This is a genomic window from Rhizobium sp. Leaf311, from assembly GCF_001423445.1.
Taxonomy (GTDB): Bacteria; Pseudomonadota; Alphaproteobacteria; order Rhizobiales; family Rhizobiaceae; genus Agrobacterium.
On record NZ_LMNZ01000004.1, the window covers coordinates 939,598 to 957,805 of the forward strand.

General features: G+C 56.3%; 11 protein-coding genes and 2 tRNA genes. 6 read left to right on the forward strand and 7 right to left on the reverse strand.

What is annotated here, in order from left to right:
• Positions 1-73 precede the first annotated feature (73 nt).
• Both ASF69_RS10295 and ASF69_RS10300 read right to left on the reverse strand, forming a co-directional pair.
• Positions 74-2,587 (reverse strand): FAD-dependent oxidoreductase, encoded by a 2,514-nt coding sequence (locus ASF69_RS10295; protein ID WP_062587145.1) that lies wholly within the window; start codon positions 2,585-2,587, stop codon positions 74-76.
• A 160-nt stretch (positions 2,588-2,747) separates the two neighbouring features.
• Entirely contained in the window at positions 2,748-5,321 is a 2,574-nt protein-coding gene (locus ASF69_RS10300) for a mechanosensitive ion channel family protein (RefSeq protein ID WP_156462020.1), read from the reverse strand.
• Between the two features lie 152 nt (positions 5,322-5,473).
• On the opposite strand from ASF69_RS10300, the gene ASF69_RS10305 reads away from it, so the two are divergent.
• The 3 genes from ASF69_RS10305 (at position 5,474) to ASF69_RS10315 (ending at position 11,121) form a co-directional block, all read left to right on the forward strand.
• A complete protein-coding gene (locus ASF69_RS10305) occupies positions 5,474-5,725 on the forward strand; it encodes a GlsB/YeaQ/YmgE family stress response membrane protein (RefSeq protein ID WP_062587290.1) in 252 nt (83 codons plus the stop codon).
• A gap of 161 nt (positions 5,726-5,886) precedes the next feature.
• Positions 5,887-5,962: transfer RNA gene (locus ASF69_RS10310), tRNA-Lys, on the forward strand.
• 773 nt (positions 5,963-6,735) lie between these two features.
• The gene (locus tag ASF69_RS10315) at positions 6,736-11,121 is read left to right on the forward strand and encodes an Ig-like domain repeat protein (RefSeq protein WP_162238070.1); all 4,386 of its coding nucleotides are present in this window, start codon (positions 6,736-6,738) and stop codon (positions 11,119-11,121) included.
• Positions 11,122-11,172: 51 nt separating this feature from the next.
• Here ASF69_RS10315 and ASF69_RS10320 read toward each other — a convergent pair whose 3' ends face one another.
• Both ASF69_RS10320 and ASF69_RS22730 read right to left on the reverse strand, forming a co-directional pair.
• Positions 11,173-12,009: a phage tail protein gene (locus tag ASF69_RS10320; protein ID WP_082469671.1), complete on the reverse strand. Its 837-nt coding sequence runs from the start codon at positions 12,007-12,009 to the stop codon at positions 11,173-11,175.
• A gap of 178 nt (positions 12,010-12,187) precedes the next feature.
• Positions 12,188-13,024: a phage tail protein gene (locus ASF69_RS22730; RefSeq protein ID WP_082469672.1), complete on the reverse strand. Its 837-nt coding sequence runs from the start codon at positions 13,022-13,024 to the stop codon at positions 12,188-12,190.
• 976 nt (positions 13,025-14,000) lie between these two features.
• On the opposite strand from ASF69_RS22730, the gene ASF69_RS10335 reads away from it, so the two are divergent.
• Positions 14,001-14,213 (forward strand): hypothetical protein, encoded by a 213-nt coding sequence (locus ASF69_RS10335; protein WP_062587149.1) that lies wholly within the window; start codon positions 14,001-14,003, stop codon positions 14,211-14,213.
• A 154-nt stretch (positions 14,214-14,367) separates the two neighbouring features.
• On the opposite strand, the gene ASF69_RS10340 is transcribed toward ASF69_RS10335, so the two are convergent.
• Positions 14,368-15,435 (reverse strand): NAD(P)-dependent alcohol dehydrogenase, encoded by a 1,068-nt coding sequence (locus ASF69_RS10340; RefSeq protein WP_062587150.1) that lies wholly within the window; start codon positions 15,433-15,435, stop codon positions 14,368-14,370.
• A 114-nt stretch (positions 15,436-15,549) separates the two neighbouring features.
• A complete protein-coding gene (lipB, locus tag ASF69_RS10345) occupies positions 15,550-16,275 on the reverse strand; it encodes a lipoyl(octanoyl) transferase LipB (RefSeq protein ID WP_062587151.1) in 726 nt (241 codons plus the stop codon).
• A gap of 188 nt (positions 16,276-16,463) precedes the next feature.
• Here lipB and ASF69_RS10350 point away from each other — a divergent pair.
• Both ASF69_RS10350 and ASF69_RS10355 read left to right on the forward strand, forming a co-directional pair.
• Positions 16,464-16,548, forward strand: a tRNA-Leu gene (locus tag ASF69_RS10350).
• Between the two features lie 174 nt (positions 16,549-16,722).
• On the forward strand, positions 16,723-17,871 hold the full coding sequence (locus ASF69_RS10355; protein WP_062587152.1) for a hypothetical protein: 1,149 nt from the start codon (positions 16,723-16,725) through the stop codon (positions 17,869-17,871).
• A gap of 90 nt (positions 17,872-17,961) precedes the next feature.
• On the opposite strand, the gene ASF69_RS10360 is transcribed toward ASF69_RS10355, so the two are convergent.
• Positions 17,962-18,195 carry a BolA family transcriptional regulator gene (locus ASF69_RS10360; protein ID WP_062587153.1) on the reverse strand — a complete coding sequence of 78 codons (234 nt, stop codon included), beginning with the start codon at positions 18,193-18,195 and terminating at the stop codon, positions 17,962-17,964.
• Positions 18,196-18,208 lie beyond the last annotated feature (13 nt).

Consider the following 18,208-nt stretch of genomic DNA (forward strand, 5'->3'; position numbering starts at 1 on the left):
GCCCGAGGATGATGGAGGCAGGGGAGGTAGCGTTGAAATGGTCAAGCCCTGCTCAGATGATGAGGAGGCGAGCCTACGCCCGCAGCACTGCGTTATCAGGGTCAAACGGGCTCTCGCCGACGACTTCGGCGTCATACAGATCCCCCAATATCCTGATCTTCAGCTTTGTCCCAACCGCCGAATGATGCGGTGAGAGCATGGCAAGGGCCAGCGATTTGCCTATGCGCCAGCCGAAGCCACCCGAGGTGGCGCGGCCGACGACGTTACCCGATGCGTCGTAAATCGCTTCGGAGCCGCGCGCGTCCACCGTGCTGTTGCCTGAAACCTCCAGCGTTGAGAATATCCACTTCAGGCCAGCGTCCTTGCCCGCCACCACGGCATCGCGCCCAATGAACTGTTTTTCCGGCTTGATGAAACGGTCGAGACCAGAGGTGTAGGCGTTGTACTCGACCGAGAGCTCGCGCCCCATGTTGCGATAGGATTTTTCCAGCGACATGGAAACCATGGCGCGGATGCCAAACGGCTTGATGCCAAATTCAGCACCGGCCTCCATCAGGCGGTCAAAGATATAGGTCTGCATTTCGATGGGGTGGTGAAGTTCCCAGCCCAACTCGCCGACAAAGTTGACGCGCAATGCGTGGGCTGTTGCGACACCAACCGAAATTTCCTTGCCGGTCAGCCAGGGGAAGTCCTTGTTGTCGAGACTTGTGCGGGTCAGCTTCTTCAGGACCTCGCGCGATTTCGGCCCAGCCAGCGCCAGAACGCCGTATTTCTGCGTTATTGGTTGAAGGATAACAGAGCCGTCCGTGGGCATCAGTCGGCGCAGCACATCATGGTCATGCGCTTCCAGCCCGCCCGCAGAAACAAGGTAGAAGCGGCCCGGCGCCCATTCGTAAACCGTGAATTCCGCCTTTACGCCACCGCTCTTGGTCAGGAGATGCGTCAGCGCAATGCGGCCCCGCTTTTTGGGGATGGCGTTGGCAAGGATTGAGTCCAGCCAAGCCCGTGCGCCAGGGCCGGAGACTTCCATCTTCGCGAAGGCCGACATATCAAGCACGCCGACATTCTGGTTGACGTTCTTCACCTCGTTGCCGACATGCTCAAAATAATTGGAGCGGCGGAATGACCATTTTTCAACGATGCGACCATCATCCAGCGGCGCAGCGTGATTGTGGTTGGTGATGACATCGGCACCGACACCCAGTTCTTCCGGCTTCAGAGCGTAATCGTCGGGCGCAAACCAGTTGGCGCGCTCCCAGCCATAGACGCTGCCGAAGACGCCGCCGAGTTTCTTGAGACGGTCATAAACCGGCGTTGTTTTTAGCGGACGGGCCGCGGCGCGCTCCTCGTCAGGATAGTGCATGGTGAATACGTTGGCGTAGGCTTCCTCGTTTTTCGCAATGAGGTAGCCCTCGGTTGCGTAAGGTCCGAATCGGCGCGGATCGACACCCATGAGATCGAGCGTCGGTTCGCCATCGACGATCCATTCCGCAAGTTGCCAGCCCGCACCGCCTGCAGCGGTAATACCGAAGGAGTGGCCTTCATTCAGCCAGAAATTCTTGAGGCCGGGGGCAGGGCCGACAATCGGGTTTCCATCCGGCGTGTAGGCGATCGCGCCGTTATAGACCTTCTTGATACCGACTTCACCGAATGCCGGAACACGGGCAATCGCCGCTTCGATGTGAGGCATCAGGCGGTCCAGTTCCTCCTGGAAGAGCTCGTATTCGCTCTGGTCGGAGGGACCGTCGACATAACAGACGGGAGCGCCGACCTCATATGGGCCAAGGATCAGACCGCCCGCTTCTTCGCGCATGTACCAGGCGCTATCGGATTCGCGCAGCACGCCCATCTCAGGCAGACCCTGGCGACGACGCTCCAGAATATCCGGATGCGGTTCCGTGACGATGTACTGGTGTTCCACCGGAATGACCGGAATATTGATGCCGACCATTTCGCCGGTTTTGCGAGCAAAGTTGCCCGTACAGGAGATGACGTGCTCGGCGATGATCTCGCCCTTGTCGGTCGTCACCTTCCAGTGGCCGTCAGGCTGCTGCTCCAGCGCCGTAACGGTCGTGTTGCGATAGATGGTCGCCCCGCGATCTCGCGCGCCTTTGGCAAGCGCCTGTGTGAGGTCCGCAGGCTGGATATAGCCATCATCCGGGTGCTGGATCGCGCCCAGCAGGCCGTCCGTCTCGCAAAGCGGCCAGATTTCCTTGACCTCTTCGGGTGTGAGCATCTTGACATTGACGCCGATGGTTTCGGCGATGCCGGAGTAATACATATACTCGTCCCAGCGGTCCTTGGTGCGCGCAAGACGAATGTTGGAAACCTTGGAAAAGCCGACATTCATGCCGGTTTCCTGCTGAAGTTCCTCGTAAAACTTGACGGAATATTTGTGGATCTGGCCCACGGAATAGCTCATGTTGAACAGGGGCAGCAGGCCAGCAGCGTGCCAGGTAGAGCCGGAGGTCAGTTCCTTGCGTTCTATCAGAACCACATCGCTCCATCCCTTTTTGGCAAGGTGATAGAGCGTAGAAACGCCGACAACGCCGCCACCGATCACCACCGCCCGCGCATGTGTCTTCATGATGCAAGTTCCCCTTGAGGCATATCGCCCGTCATGCGGGCGTTTTCAAACCACTATTGCCGGACTATGCAATGTCGCACCGTCGCTTAAACGCCTGATTACGACATGCAAAAGGCTCGCCGCGACGGCGAGCCTTTTGATGATTTTCAAGGAGCTGTGCTTAGCCCCGCCGGTTGCGCACGGAGCTTCTCGAACCCTCATCTTCGGCGGGTTTCGACGCGGCTTCGTCCTCTGCAGGCTTAGGCGCTTCCTGGCTGCGCGCTGCGGCTGCTGCCGTGTGGGAGGCCACCGCTTTTTCACCTTCTTCTGCCAGAAGTGCTGCCAGAACCTGCGGGTTCGTTTCGCCTTCCATGTGAATGTTGAGATTGCGCTGGGGCATGGGGATGTTGATGCCTTCCTCGCGGAAGCGCTTGAGTATCTCCATACGCAAACTGTTCTTCACGGTCAGCCCATGGTTGAGGTCTGCCAGATGGAACCGAAGTTCGAAATCCAGCGAGAAATCGCCGAAGCGCAAAAACTCCACGTGCGGTTCCGGGTTGCGAAGCACAGGCGGTTGTTTCTTGACGAGCTCCAGAAGGATGTCCATCACCTTCTGCGGGTCTGTCTCATAGGCGACGGAGACAGGGATTTCAGCGCGCTGAATTCTGTTGCGGTGGGTCCAGTTTCCTACCGAAGAGTTGATGAATTCCGAGTTCGGCACAATGATAGACTGACCACGGAATGTCTCGATCTCCGTTGCGCGGACGGACAGCCGTTTGACCGTGCCTTCAACGGCACCCGTCACAACCCAGTCGCCGACCTTGAACGGCCGCTCGACCAGAAGGATGAGGCCGGATACAAAGTTCGATACGATATTCTGCAAGCCAAAACCGATACCGACAGACAGGGCGGAGGCGACGAGGGCAAGACTCGATAGGTCCAGACCGGCAGAGGAAATGCCGAAAATGGCTGCAACCACGATACCGAGGTAGCCTATGCCCGTGCCGACGGAGTTACGAACACCGGCATCGACCTGACCGCGCGCCATGACGTTTCTGTCCAGCCACTTCTGGAACCAGCGGGTAATCACATAACCCGTCACGAACACCAGGATACCGGTGATGATGCTGATGAGCGATATCGATGTCTTGCCGATCGAGAACCCCGTCAGCAGACGATAGGCCCAGCTTTCGATATCGCCGGGCTGGAAGCCCCAGGAGAAAAGGACCAGCGGCACGCCGAAGGCAAGGGCTGCGCAATAGATACCAAGCCCTGCAGCCAGACCGGCCTGATCGAGCGGGACAGGTCCCAATCCAAAGCGCCGTCCCAAATAACGTCCCACCAGCGTTTCTGCAAAAACACCCTGCTTTGCAACGGCGCGACCGGAGAGAATGCCGATGTACATAGTGGCGATAACGGCGCCGGTTGAGACGATCTGTGTCGCCAGAAAGCGGGCGAGACCCACATAGCCCGTCAGGCAAGCGCCGATGAGCACCGCGCCGGCAATGCGCAACAACACTGAAAGCCAGCGTGGCATTCTACGGTCCCGTCCATCCGCATCACCTTCATTGCTCGCCAGCGGTTTGACGAAGGACAGGCTGAACAGGATGATGCCGATGATGATCGATGCGACAAAGCTCTTTGCGACCGTGAGAATGAGTGGAGAGTTCAGCGTCTCGCTGATGGTGCTGAACAGATAGTCGAGGCCGTTGACCAGCGCCATGACGAGCATGGCAGACGAGATGATGTGCGCCCCCCGGGTGGATACGTTCAGCAGGCGCCATTCGGGCTGGGTCGGCGAGAAGATTGCGTAGGTCAGACGTGAGACGAAATAGACGAAGGCGACGATATATATCGACACGAAGAAGATCGGCGCGATGTCTGACCTGAGCACGCCGAAATTATCGAGCAGAAACGCCGATGCTGTCATGAACAGGAAAACAGACATGGACTGCACGGTGGTTGACCAGAAGGCCACCGACAAACGACGCAAATAGGATGGCTCACCGGAAAACGCCCGCCGTTCCATCCTGTGGCCAAGCAATCGATAGCCGCCGACCATGAACAAGAGCGCGGCCACAATCGACAGGGAAACGGCCCCGAACATGGACAGTCGCTTGTAGTTCCAGACGAATATTGCCCAGCCCGTGACGGAACTGCTCAAGGCCGCAATTTCGCCGCCGAAGGCTTTGCCCGCTTCCGCAAGCACAGGCAGGGAGATTTCCGTTCGCTTGAAGAGCGTGGCCGCAAATAATGCGCGGCGCAGCGACGTGATATTGTTGGAAAGGCGAGAGGCATTTGCCGCAAGGTTTTCGGCATCGCCTAAGACAGCATTGATCTGCGATTTCTCCGCGTTCAATTTTGTCCGCTCATCCGTCACGACGCTTGCTTCGGGTGGCTGGCCTTCCTTGGGCGGTTCTCCAAGAGACGTCACACGCGCATTGATCTCATCCAGGCGCGCACGCAGCTGAGCGACCGTGGCGGCTGAGTTGCCTGCAAGATCATCGGCGCGGCCCTTGATATCGACCAGTTTTGTATCGTCCGTGCGTTGGCTTTCCGTCTGCTGTGTGATTTCGGCCAGCAAAGCCTTGTTCTTTTCCAGACGCGCTTGTGCTCTCTGGGCAAGCGGCATCGATGTGTCTTCGGTAACGGTATCGGGCGATTGCGCGACAACCGTCTGCACCGGCAAAATCCACAAAGCCATGAAGGCCAACAGGATCGGCAGGACACGCCGCTGCCGTATGGAGAATGTCATCTTAAATGCCCTTCTGCTCTTTCCGAATCACTGCGCCAAATTAGTCGCAGACTTCCATGTTTCAAGCGCGCCATTCGCAAAGCCGTACACTCCACCTTGAAGAAAATATTAGAGTCTCCAAATATGATGACGCAGCAACCGAGGAGGAAATTATGGAATCTGCTGGAATTGGCTGGATCGCCGCAATCATCATTGGTGGCGTAGCCGGCTGGCTCGCCGAAAAATTCATGAAGAGCAATATGGGTGTTTTCATGAACATCCTGCTTGGGATCGTCGGCGCAATCGTCGCGAACACGATTCTTGCGGTATTCGGCATCGTCCTTACGGGCTGGCTTGGATATTTGCTGGCAGGATTCGTCGGCGCCTGCATCCTGATCGCAATCGCGCGCGCTTTCAGGCGGTGATTGCCAACAAAATTATCGGGCTGTAAAGCCCGGTTTTTAAGGGTTTTCCAGCGCGGATGTCATTTTTCTGACGTATAAATCCAAGAAATTTCATTTCCGCGCTGGACAATCACAATGTTCCTCTTTATACGCCCAGTCACACCGCCAGACACGGCGGCGGCGGGTGATTAGCTCAGTTGGTAGAGCAGCTGACTCTTAATCAGCGGGTCGTAGGTTCGAGCCCTACATCACCCACCATTCTTCCTTTTACTACAACACTATATCCTGGTTTGTTGATGCAGCACGCCAAGCGTAGGCGCGTTTGATAGCTGCGTTCTTATCGTACTAAAATAAGTTTTCTTACTTCCTGGCGCATTTCGACCGGTATCGGATTATTGATACAGCTTTCCGCTTGAATAACGCGCAGCACACCTCCGCTTGGCAATGTTTCACCTATTCGCCGCGGGAAAGCCCAGCTGCGCTTTGCTCTCCAGCCACGTGTCTCTCTGATCCTCACCAAAAAGTTTTGTCTTGTTGGCTTGGCGACTGCCGGCCTCCCTGCCAAAGGACACACTGAAATCAGCTTGATTGCCGCCATCACGTGCTGGGCTGTTGTAGTTTTGAGACAGATTGCGGGATTTTTCAGCTCTACCTGGCGTTGCTTATTGCGCGCACCGTGTTTTCCAAACTATGCATCCATAGGTACACATTAACTGGCGACGACTCACCTCATCATTGAGGATGACTGCGTTCGCTTATTGATATTGATGCGAACATACGCGTTCGCCTTGTGCGGTGCTGGCTAAAACATGTATTTTGCGATTTTTTCTTTAGTTTTACTTATGCTTGCCGCATCGACCAGATCAAGGGCAAGTCGCAGCCTGAATTTTTTGGTGCTGACCGTTCTAGCGTTGGTGGCACATCTTCAGCCTGCTTTAGCGCTCTCAAACGCCTGCTCCGCAGTTAACGTGCCGTTCACGACGGCCGAGGCTGGTCAGGGTGCTTTCGACACTCAACCTTATGATGGAAGCTTGTTTGATTCTGGTGAGGAATTCGTTTTCACGGTCACAACGCAGAACTCTATTGCCGATGAAATGGACCCTGCAAACGATGATCACACTAACTCCGCAGTGGGCTATTGGAGCAGTGACATTGCTGATGATGGTGATCAATACCGCCCTACCGTCGGTGCAGAAGTCAACGAGACAGTCATTATTCCAATCAATGTGACGACGAGTTACTATTTCGGGATCCAGGGATCGCAGATGCCGGGCGGGGTGTCACAAGGCGAGGCGTCCATGACTCTGATCTGCCGGGCATCCAGTAATACCCCTTCATCCGATGCAACCCTTTCGGCCTTGACGCTGAGCTCCGGCACACTTTCACCAAGCCTTGCTTCCGGTACGATCACCTATACTGCCTCAGTCGGGAATGGTGCATCCTCTTTGACCTTGACGCCGACGACAAACAGCGGCGGAACGGTGACGATTAACGGGAACGCGGCGGCATCCGGGCAGGGCTTTCCTGTCTCTCTCAGTGTTGGCGACAACATGCTCAGTATTGTGGTGACTGCCGCTGATGGTACAACCACGAAAACCTACACACTGACGGTCACGCGCGCGGCTGCTGCTCCCGTGGTAATCTCTCTCAGCCCCTCTACCGGCAGCACTTCGGGTGGTACCGCCATCACCATCGCCGGTACAGACTTCACAGGTGCAACCAACGTCACCATCGGCGGCCAGGCGGCGACGAATGTCAGCGTGGTATCCGCAACCCAGATTACCGCTACGACGCCCGCTCATATCGCGGGTGCTGTGGACGTGGTTGTTACCACGCCTGGAGGCAGTGGTACGCTTACCAACGGCTTTACGTATTCGACCAGTACCCCAACAGTCGTGGTAACGGCCTCCAATGCCAATCCGTCGCTGGGCGACACGGTGACGTTTACGGCCACGCTGTCGAATGGGTCTTCGCCATCAGGGACGGTGACCTTCAAGGACAATGGCGCGACGCTTGGTACGGGTACGATCTCCGGGACGACGTCAAGCTATTCCACATCTGGCCTGAGCACCGGTTCGCATTCGATCACCGCCGAATATGCTGGCGATACCAACAATGCTGCCGCGACTTCGTCGGCACTGACCGTCACGGTCGGTCAGTCCACCCCGACAGTCGTGGTAACGGCCTCCAATGCCAATCCGTCGCTGGGCGACACGGTGACGTTGACGGCCACCCTGTCAAATGGCTCGTCGCCATCGGGAACGGTGACGTTCAAGGATAATGGCGCGACGCTTGGCACGGGTACGATCTCCGGGACGACGGCAAGCTATTCCACATCTGGCCTGAGCACCGGTTCGCATTCGATCGCCGCCGAATATGTTGGCGATACCAACAATGCGGCTGCGACTTCGTCGGCACTGACCGTCACGGTCGGTCAGTCGACCCCGACGGTGGTGGTGACGGCCACCAATGCCAATCCGTCACTGGGCGACACGGTGACGTTGACGGCCACGCTCTCCAATGGCTCGTCGCCATCGGGAACGGTGACCTTCAAGGATAATGGCGCGACGCTCGGCACGGGTACGATCTCCGGGACGACAGCAAGCTATTCCACATCTGGCCTGAGCACCGGTTCTCATTCGATCACCGCTGAATATGCTGGCGATACCAACAATGCAGCTGCGACGTCATCCAGCATCACGGTTTCGGTCGGTCAGTCCACCCCCACAGTGGTGGTGACGGCCTCCAATGCCAATCCGTCGCCGGGCGACACGGTGACGTTGACGGCCACGCTGTCGAATGGCTCGTCGCCATCGGGAACGGTGACGTTCAAGGACAATGGCGTGACGCTCGGCACGGGTACGATCTCCGGGACGACGGCAAGCTATTCCACATCTGGCCTGAGCACCGGTTCGCATTCGATCACCGCTGAATATGCTGGCGATACCGACAATGCAGCTGCGACGTCATCCAGCATCACGGTTTCGGTCGGTCAGTCGACCCCGACAGTCGTGGTGACGGCTTCCAATGCCAATCCGTCGCCGGGCGACACGGTGACGTTGACGGCCACGCTGTCGAATGGCTCTTCGCCATCAGGAACGGTGACGTTCAAGGACTATGGCGCGACGCTCGGCACCGGTACGATCTCCGGGACGACGGCAAGCTATTCCACATCTGGCCTGAGCACCGGTTCTCATTCGATCACCGCCGAATATGCTGGCGATACGAACAATGCAGCTGCTACCTCGTCGGCACTAACCGTCACGGTGGGTCAGTCCACCCCGACAGTCGTGGTGACGGCTTCCAATGCCAATCCGTCACTCGGCGACACGGTGACGTTGACGGCCACGCTGTCCAATGGGTCTTCGCCATCGGGAACGGTGACGTTCAAGGATAATGGCGCGACGCTCGGCACGGGTACGATCTCCGGGACGACAGCAAGCTATCCCACATCTGGCCTGAGCACCGGTTCGCATTCGATCACCGCCGAATATGCTGGCGATACGAACAATGCAGCTGCGACTTCATCGACCCTGACGGTCACGGTCGCTGCGCCTGTCTTCACCTTCAGTCCTGCAGGAGGCGCGCTTTCCGCTGCGGTGGCAGGGAGCGTCTACGATCAGGCAGTCACAGCCAGCGCCTCAGGCGGCACCCTGCCGCTGAGTTACACTCTTGGGGCAGGCACGCTGCCTGATGGCTTGACGCTAAACACCGCAACCGGAGCAATTTCCGGAACGCCGACAACTGCCGCAAACTATGCTTTCACGATTACGGCGACGGACAGTTCCTCTCCACCCAACAGTGCCTCCGCAAGCTACACGCTTGTGGTCAATGCGCCGGCAGCCTTCTTTTTCTCCCCTGCTGGCGGATCGCTGCCGGAAGCCATGTCTGGAGAGGACTATCAACAGCCAGTTTCTGCAAGCAGTGGAACAGGAGCGGTGACCTACAGCATCACGTCGGGTAGCCTGCCGCCTGGCTTGACACTCAATGTTACAACCGGCGAACTGAACGGTCCGCTTGATGCAGACACGGAAGGCGATTACAGCTTTACGATCCGAGCTCTCGACAGCGCCAATGTCGCGGGAACAGCGAGTTACACGTTACATGTCGCGCCACGCGCGGTGAAAGTGGTGGACAAGACTGTCAGTGTGGCCCCGGGTTCGGCTCCGAACAATATAAACCTTGCGGCCGGTGCAACGGGTGGGCCGTTCGTGTCCGCGGAAATCACCATGATCACCCAGAACAGTGCCGGCACCTTCAGCGTCGTGAACGGTGAGTTTGCGCAGGCGAGTGGTCCGACCCCCACCAGTTGGTACCTGAAATTCAGACCGAACCCGGCCTTTTCCGGCAGTGTAACCGTAGGGTTTAGATTGACCAGCGCATTGGGCGTTTCCAATACAGGATCGGTCACCTATAACATCGGATATGACGCCGCCAGCGTGGCCGAAGATATAGACACTCTCGTTCATGGCTTCGTAGAGACGCGCCAGAGTTTGATCGCATCGATGATCAAGATACCTGGGCTTCTCGAACGTCGGCGGATGGGGCAGGCCACGGATGCCGTTACGGCACGGATGAGTCCATCGGTCATGGGTGTCACCCTCGGCTTCTCCACAAGCCTTGCCCAGATGGAGGCCGCGCGCGACAATGGCGATGGGATTGTGGCGGATGGACAGGTGCCATTCAATATCTGGATCGATAGCACATTCATGGCGCATAACCGCGATGACAATGGGGACAAGTGGGGCAATTTTGCCATGGTCTCTGTGGGGGCTGATTACCTGCTATCGTCAAGAGCGCTCATCGGTCTGTCGTTTCACTACGATCGCATGACCGATCCGACGGGAGAGGATGCGACGTTGACGGGCAATGGCTGGTTCGCCGGTCCCAATGCATCTTTCGAGATTGGTAAAAACATCTTCTGGAATACCAGCCTGCTCTATGGCGGTTCCGCCAACAGCATCGACACGCAATTCTGGGATGGCGATCTCGATACGACCCGTTGGATGTTCGACACGTCGATTAGGGGCGTATGGAACCTCGACGACGTCACAACCTTGATCCCAAAATTGCGCACGCTTTATTTCTCCGAAACGGTCGATGACTATTCGGTGCGCAACAGCGATGGTGATGTGTTGACGATCGACGGCTTTACCGAGGAGCAGTTGCGGGTAAGTCTCGGCGCTGAGTTGGCCCGCCAGTTCACCCTAGAGAACGACAGGGTTTTGACGCCGAAGCTGGGTCTTACAGGCGGTGTATCTGACCTTGATAACAACGGTGCCTTCGGCCAGCTTTCGGCAGGCCTGTCGCTCGAGACAGAGAAAAACTGGAATATTGACGCCGGCCTGCTCTTTAATTTCTCTGCAGGCGACGAGAAATCACTCGGTGTGAAGGTCGGGCTAGGCGGAAAGTTCTGACGCGCATTGAAAGGGGCGGTGCCCCTTTCAAATGTCCTCGTTTTGAACAAGTCATGGTCTGCTGGGGTATATACCGTCGGTTACAATGCAAACGGTCATGCCCATTCCGGGCGACTGGATTGAGACTTGTTCGCTTGAAAAAGATTGCACAGGCGCTACAAAAATCGTTCCGCCGGTGATTCCAGTCGGGACGTTGAATGCGATTTGACCGTTACCCGCAGAGCCTGTCAGCTTGACGTCCAGTCCGCCCAGTTGCACTTGCGTCGCCGTTGAATTGGAGGGGGCATAGATCGTCGCCGCCTGATTGCCACTTCCACCCATGCCGAGGAGAGAGCCGGTCCGAGGCTGCGCGACGCCGGGCGTTTGCACAGCACTTAGTGTTGCGGTTATGCCGAGTGATCCGGCGCTCGGTGGCACCGTAACCTGGGTTGTTCCTCCGCCACTCCCGGTAAATGTCGCGGTGTGCACGTGGGGTTTCAGTGGGACCTGACTTATATCCAAAGCCAGCCTGGAATGCCCCACCTTTTGAGAAAGGTTGATATAAGCGAGACCCGGTCCGCCCCCTTTGTTAAGTACCGCACGTCCCGTGAGGTCTGGAACTGCAAAATATCCAGATCCGTATCCGCCGTAAAGCGTGCCAATCAAGGAGTACAAAGCATTATATCGTGCTATCGACGGCAATTGGCTATCGGCCCTTACGAAACCGGCTGGGCACCAATCAAAGGCAAATGTACAAATGGTTCCGGTATAGGACTCGTAGTCACAAGCTGCTGCTGGCGTGGCGCTAACGATCGCCACAGTTCCTAAGGTGGCACCCCAACCGGTTATCATTCCCAGGCTGGTTATTCCGGCCAGCAAATGCCGCATTGGCTGTTTTGATAATGTCATGGTTTCTCCTTATGTCCGCACGGCATGCGTTAGGCCAAGTCCCATACGTCCAGAACAGGTTTTATGTTCTCAGACGAACAGGGGACCTCAATCCGTGTGTTTAGGTCGAGCTCGACGAAAGTTTTGACGGGTGTTGAAAGGATTTTCTCATCCCTCTCGCATGTCATTTTGCAGCTGCTTACGGTCTGGGGGGAAACAGGCCATTTGTGGCAATGCATACTGTTAGGCCCAGACCTGGGGACTGGGTGGAGACACCGGCGCTCGGAGATGCCGCAGCAGATGCTACAGCAACAGTTCCGCCTGTGATTCCTGTCGGAACATTGAATTGTATTGGACCGTTGCCCGAGGAGCCTGTCAGCTTTACGTCCAGCCCTCCCAGCTGCACTTGCGTTGCCGTTGAATTGGATGGAACGTATATCGTCGCCGCCTGATTCCCACTTCCACCCATGCCGAGGAGTGACCCCGTCCGAGGTTGCGCGACACCGGGCGTTTGCACAGCACTAAGTGTTGCGGTTATGCCGAGTGATCCGGCACTCGCCGGCACAGTAATAGTGTTGTTTCCTCCGCCAGTGCCAGTAAACGTCGCGGTGTGGGTGTGCGGCCTCAGTGGAACCTGATTTTCATTCAAAACGATTGAGCTTTGCCCCACTTTTTGCCCAAGTAGAATGTTGTCGAGACCCACGCTTTGCCCGGTGCCGACGACCATACGTCCTCGAAGATCTGGAATGGCGAAGTTGTCGCCAGACACATTGCCATATGTGGAGCCAATCAAAGCATATAAGGGCTGATATTCATTCTTGGAGAGCGACCGACCATCAGCTGGCACGTAGTTTTTGGGGCAATAATCAAACGGGAATGCACAAATTGACCCGACATAGGATTGATCGCTGCAAGCTTCTGCTGGCGTGGCGCTGACAATCGCCAGGGATCCCAGAGCAGCACTCCAGCCGCCGACCATCCCCAGGCTAGCCAATCCGGCCAGGACACGTCGAACTGATTGTTTGGTTGATGTCATGTTTCCTCCTCATGTCCCACGGGACATGCGATGTGCTCATTCCTGTGCGTTGCGGACGCGCTTGGCAGCGCAAATCACCCATAAACGAACACAACTTAAAATAATCAAAACATATCTAATAATATTTTAGATTGCATTCAGGTTTTTGCCCGCTGCATTCATTATCTAGAGCACATGGTTTTTTTCACCCTCTCCGCTGCATTCCCCGCGATGAAATGACGGCATGGGTGGGCGAGGGAGTTTAAGCTTAACGAGAATTCGATCAGGCGATGTTGGGCGAAGAGTACGGCTGATCAATCTTCAGACGCCGATGTCGTCACAGAGTGCTCTATCAGATGGAACTGCAACCCAGTCGTGGGCCGACGTAGGTCATCGTGATGGGTTTCCGCGTTCGAACGTCTTATTCATGCAACACACACCCGAAACATCGACAATCGACTTTGGCGGTCCCTAAAGCCGTCTCATTCTCGATCATAATCTCGGTGATGAGAGTTGTAACCAATATATTGATTCTTGTGGCGGGAGTTGTCGTCAGCGGAATTGCGGCCGCGGCATCCGTGGCCGTCATGGCTCAGGCTGGGGCGCTGGGCGCGTGTTTTGGAGAGGGCTGCGGCTACGCGGGTTTGTTCTTGGCTTTCCCACTCACCTGGTTCGTTCTGTTTTCACTTTTTCTGATGGCAATGCTTATCTGGCGGCGCAAGCCGAAAAGAGATTACTAAACGAAATCGTGCGTTTACACGTTTTTGTATATTTTTTGCACGAGTTGCACGCGGAGAGCGGGTGGAAAACGTTGGGCGATGTTGTTCATTACCCTTCATGAACTTGACACATAGGCACATATATCAGACTCTCCCTGCCGCTGGGGGATTCGTAGCTTGGGCACTCGGCCACTATCATGGTGGGCAGGTTCCCAGGCGTTTGAACTTGAGCGTTTCCTGGAATCAGATTCAGGAGGCGCGACAGAATGGAGTGCTTAATGCGCGCTTTGATCAATTCTCCGTCGCTCTCGGTCGACACTATGGATTATCAGGCTGAATGCCAATTCGCCCTCGAACCTTCGATCCATGGATTGTTGGAAAAGGCGGAAGGTGCGGGTTGGGACCGTCAACATGCCGTATTGGCAATTGTTGCCCTTGCCAGCACCCAGGTTCCAGAAAGCGATCTTACGGACGACCGGACGCTTTCCTGACGCAAGACACTGCGCTTCATGATTTCAGGTGGTGTGGTTTGGACCACAAGGCGACGTGGCCCTGAAATCAGTCTCGACGCATTTCCAAAATGCTGAAGATCAATAAAAAACCCGCCGAGTGACCGGCGGGTTTTATTGTTTCAATCAAGCAGGATCAGGCGGCGGCCTGCCTCGGCATGCTCTTCATATCGATTACGAAACGATAACGCACATCGCTTTTGATCATGCGTTCGTAAGCTTCGTTGATCTGGTCCATTTCGATCATCTCTATTTCGGCGGCGATGCCATTCTCCGCGCAGAAATCCAGCATTTCCTGGGTTTCAGGAATGCCACCAATCATGGAACCGGCAAAGGTCTTGCGGCCTGGGATGAGGCTGAAGGCATGGACGGACAGTGGCTTTTCAGGCGCGCCGACCTGCACTAGTGCGCCATCGCGCTTGAGCAGCGCGAGGTAGGAATCGATATTATGGTCTGCGGCCACAGCATCGATGATGAGATGAAGGCTGGAAGCAGCCTTCTTCATCTGTTCTGCATCCTTGGAAACGATCACCTCATGGGCACCGAGCTTCTTAGCGTCCTCGGCCTTGCTGGGGGAGGTGGTGATCATGACGACTGTCGCGCCCATGGCATTGGCGATCTTGACGGCCATATGGCCAAGGCCTCCCAGACCCACAACGCCCACTCTCGTGCCGGGACCAGCATTCCAGTGACGGAGTGGAGAGTAGGTGGTGATGCCAGCGCACAGAAGCGGAGCTGCCGCAGCGGGATCAAGACCTTCCGGGATATTGAGTACATAGCGGTCGTCAACAACGACGTGGGACGAATAACCACCCAGCGTGTGCGCGCCATCCCCCATGGCCTTGTCCGGCGAATTGTAGGTGCCGGTCATGCCTTTTTCGCAATACTGCTCCAACCCCTCGGCGCAGCTTGCGCAATCACGGCAGCTATCGACAATACAGCCGACACCGACACGGTCGCCCGTCTTAAACTTTGTGACTTCGGAGCCGATTCGGCCAACGCGACCGACGATTTCATGTCCGGGCACGCAGGGAAACAATGAGCCTGCCCATTCTGCACGTGCCGTGTGGATGTCGGAATGGCATACGCCACAGAATTCTATCTCGATCTCTACGTCCCTTGGACCAGGATCACGCCGCTTGATGGTGGCGAATTTCAGCGGTGAAGAGCCATCATCGCAGGCATAGGCTGAAGTTGTGAACATTGATGTCACCTGTTTTTCCGGTTTATGGGATTGAGCAAGGCACTGGATTGATACCCAGCGCCGCAACGGCAGGAAACGTCCCGCAGTCCCGAAAGGTTGCCGCGGACGGTTATTCTATGAGACGATTTCGCTTTCGGCCGCACCAAACACTTCCTCGAAGGCTTCGCGCAGCAGAACATCGACATCTTCCATCATAACCGGCAATCCCAGATCGACAAGACTTGTCACGCCGTATCGCGTGATGCCGCAGGGAACGATTCCGGTGAAATGCGACAGGTCCGGTTCGACATTGATCGACAGTCCATGGAAGCTTACCCATTTGCGAAGGCGAATGCCGAGTGCAGCGATCTTGTCTTCGCTCATGGAGCCGTCAGGCAAGGTAGGCTTTTCAGGGCGCCGGACCCAGACGCCGACCCTGTCTTCACGACGTTCGCCGCGCACATTCATCTTGTCCAGCGTGCGAATGATGACATCTTCGAGGGCTGCCACATAGGCGCGCACATCCTGTTTGCGCCGCTTGAGGTCCAGCATGACATAGACCACGCGCTGGCCAGGGCCGTGATAGGTGTATTCGCCGCCGCGACCCGTGGCAAATACCGGGAAACGATTGGGCTCGATCAGGTCCGCAGCATTTGCGCTCGTTCCAGCGGTATAAAGGGCAGGGTGCTCCAGCAGCCAGACGAGTTCATCCGCTTCTCCCGCAGCGATGGCCGCGACTTCTCGTTCCATCTCTGTAATGGCCTGTTCGTAAGGAACGAGACCATGGGAGATTCGCCAGCGAACGGGCGCAGACCCCGGCATTGGAAACATATCGGTCTGAATATCTGTGCGTGTGAGCATGAAATGTCCTTTCCACAGCCTTCTCGCAGAATGAAATAAGGGCTGCAAGCCCGGCATTTGCGGGCTTCTTTCATATAGGGTGGATGCGTTCGATTTTTAATTTCAAAAATCTGTCATGACGCTCTTGTGCACCCAAAATCCTTTTGCTACATGCACCTCCGTCGGCGCAAGTCGGCATCTACCACGATGCGGTCGTGGCGGAATTGGTAGACGCGCAGCGTTGAGGTCGCTGTGGGGCAACCCGTGGAAGTTCGAGTCTTCTCGACCGCACCAAAGAAACCCGCTTCGGCGGGTTTTTTCTTTTTTATCAGTATTTCCGCTGCATTTCTTCATGCAATATCCAAAGATGGATTTCGCGACCTGATGGTTGCCAGTGTGAAGTATAGGTTTGGTGCCCCTACCAGTGTCGAGCGACTTTAAGGGGCTGCCCGTTTTAGGATTGCTTCCATGACGAAGGTGTCGTCGCGACTGGTCTTTTACTTTCCCGGCTTCGATCCGCTGGATGCCGTGGCGCATCAAAGGCGGTATGCGCGCAGCGCCGGGCAATCCGGCGCGACGTTTGGTGTTGATTATACCGTCGGAAATGTCATACGCTCCGAAGGTGGTGACCGGATGGATGTGCGTGCGGTTCACGATGGACATACGACTCGGGCCACCATCTACATCCATGACCATAATGATCTGATTTCGCAGCTGCGCGATGCCCCGGTGTGGAAACAGATAGCCCTTGGCTTTGAGGCAGGGCAGGGGATTGTCCGCGAGGGCGGAGCCGCAGCCTATTTCAAGCACGCCTGGCGTTTTGGCCTGTTTTTTCTGTTTCCGTTTCTTTTCATTCTGCTAGGCGGCATCGGCGCTCTATTTATTGCCGTTCTGCCTCTTTTATTGGGTGTCTCGGCGCTTTTGCTCGTGCTTACCATTCCGCTGGCATGGCTTTTCTTCATGAAGGGTGTGATGCCGTTTTCGGAGCGGTTTCACACATTGCATCTCTTTGCCGATTGGCGCTTTGCGTTGAAAGTTGCGCAGGAAGACCCGATGGCCAGAGACTGGATCGAGAAAAAGGCTGAGCTTGTTCTCAAGGCGCTGGAACAGCCCGCTGACGAGGTTCTGTTCGTTTCTCACAGCATGGGCGCAAGTCTTGCGCTAGCCGTCGCTGGGCGCCTGCTGGAGCTGAAGGCGGACGCTTTCACCGGTCGGCGCGTGACCTTCGTTACGCTCGGCGGCGCGGCGCTGCAGTGCGGGTTGCTGTCCAGCGCTGCCCGATTGCGTCAGAGCATAGGAGTGATGGCTCACCATGAAGATGTGGTCTGGTTTGATATCCAGTGCCTGACAGACCCCATCCATCTCTACAAGTGCAATACCGCCAAGCTGACGGGGCACGAAGATGCCGACCAGCCAACAATCGTTCCCATCAGGTTCAAGCATTCGCTTTCCGATGAACGATACCGGAAAAACAAGCGGAACTTCCTGCGGATGCACCGCCAATATGTTCTGGGGTCCGATCGTGCATCAGGTTACGATTTTGCGCTGTTGACGGCAGGCCCTTTGCCCGCGGCATCTTTCGCCAATCTGCGTTCGTCCAGGCCGCCACAAATGTAATGTCTGCCGGGCACTGGTGCCTGTGACGTCTAACAAAAAGGCCCGCGCGAAGTTCTCCGCGCGGGCCTTTTAAATGCAGTGGGACTGAATTCAGTCCGGTGCGGACGTTTGCAGTGCGAGGGCATGCAGAACGCCGCCCATATTGCCCTTCAATGCGTCGTAAACCATCTGGTGCTGCTGTACGCGCGTCTTGCCCTTGAAGGCTTCCGCCACGACTTCTGCCGCATAATGATCGCCGTCACCGGCCAGATCGCGAATGGTTACTTTTGCTCCGGGAATTCCGGCCTTAATCATGTCCTCGATGTCGCCGGGCTTCATGGGCATGGTGTTCACTCCT

Bases quoted from the DNA above. Each gene is read 5' to 3' on its own strand.
- ASF69_RS10295 (WP_062587145.1), bottom strand. From the start codon at position 2,587: ATGAAGACACATGCGCGGGCGGTGGTGATCGGTGGCGGCGTTGTCGGC.
- ASF69_RS10300 (WP_156462020.1), bottom strand. From the start codon at position 5,321: ATGACATTCTCCATACGGCAGCGGCGTGTCCTGCCGATCCTGTTGGCC.
- ASF69_RS10305 (WP_062587290.1), top strand. From the start codon at position 5,474: ATGGAATCTGCTGGAATTGGCTGGATCGCCGCAATCATCATTGGTGGC.
- ASF69_RS10320 (WP_082469671.1), bottom strand. From the start codon at position 12,009: ATGACATTATCAAAACAGCCAATGCGGCATTTGCTGGCCGGAATAACC.
- ASF69_RS22730 (WP_082469672.1), bottom strand. From the start codon at position 13,024: ATGACATCAACCAAACAATCAGTTCGACGTGTCCTGGCCGGATTGGCT.
- ASF69_RS10335 (WP_062587149.1), top strand. From the start codon at position 14,001: ATGCGCGCTTTGATCAATTCTCCGTCGCTCTCGGTCGACACTATGGAT.
- ASF69_RS10340 (WP_062587150.1), bottom strand. From the start codon at position 15,435: ATGTTCACAACTTCAGCCTATGCCTGCGATGATGGCTCTTCACCGCTG.
- lipB (WP_062587151.1), bottom strand. From the start codon at position 16,275: ATGCTCACACGCACAGATATTCAGACCGATATGTTTCCAATGCCGGGG.
- ASF69_RS10355 (WP_062587152.1), top strand. From the start codon at position 16,723: ATGACGAAGGTGTCGTCGCGACTGGTCTTTTACTTTCCCGGCTTCGAT.
- ASF69_RS10360 (WP_062587153.1), bottom strand. From the start codon at position 18,195: ATGCCCATGAAGCCCGGCGACATCGAGGACATGATTAAGGCCGGAATT.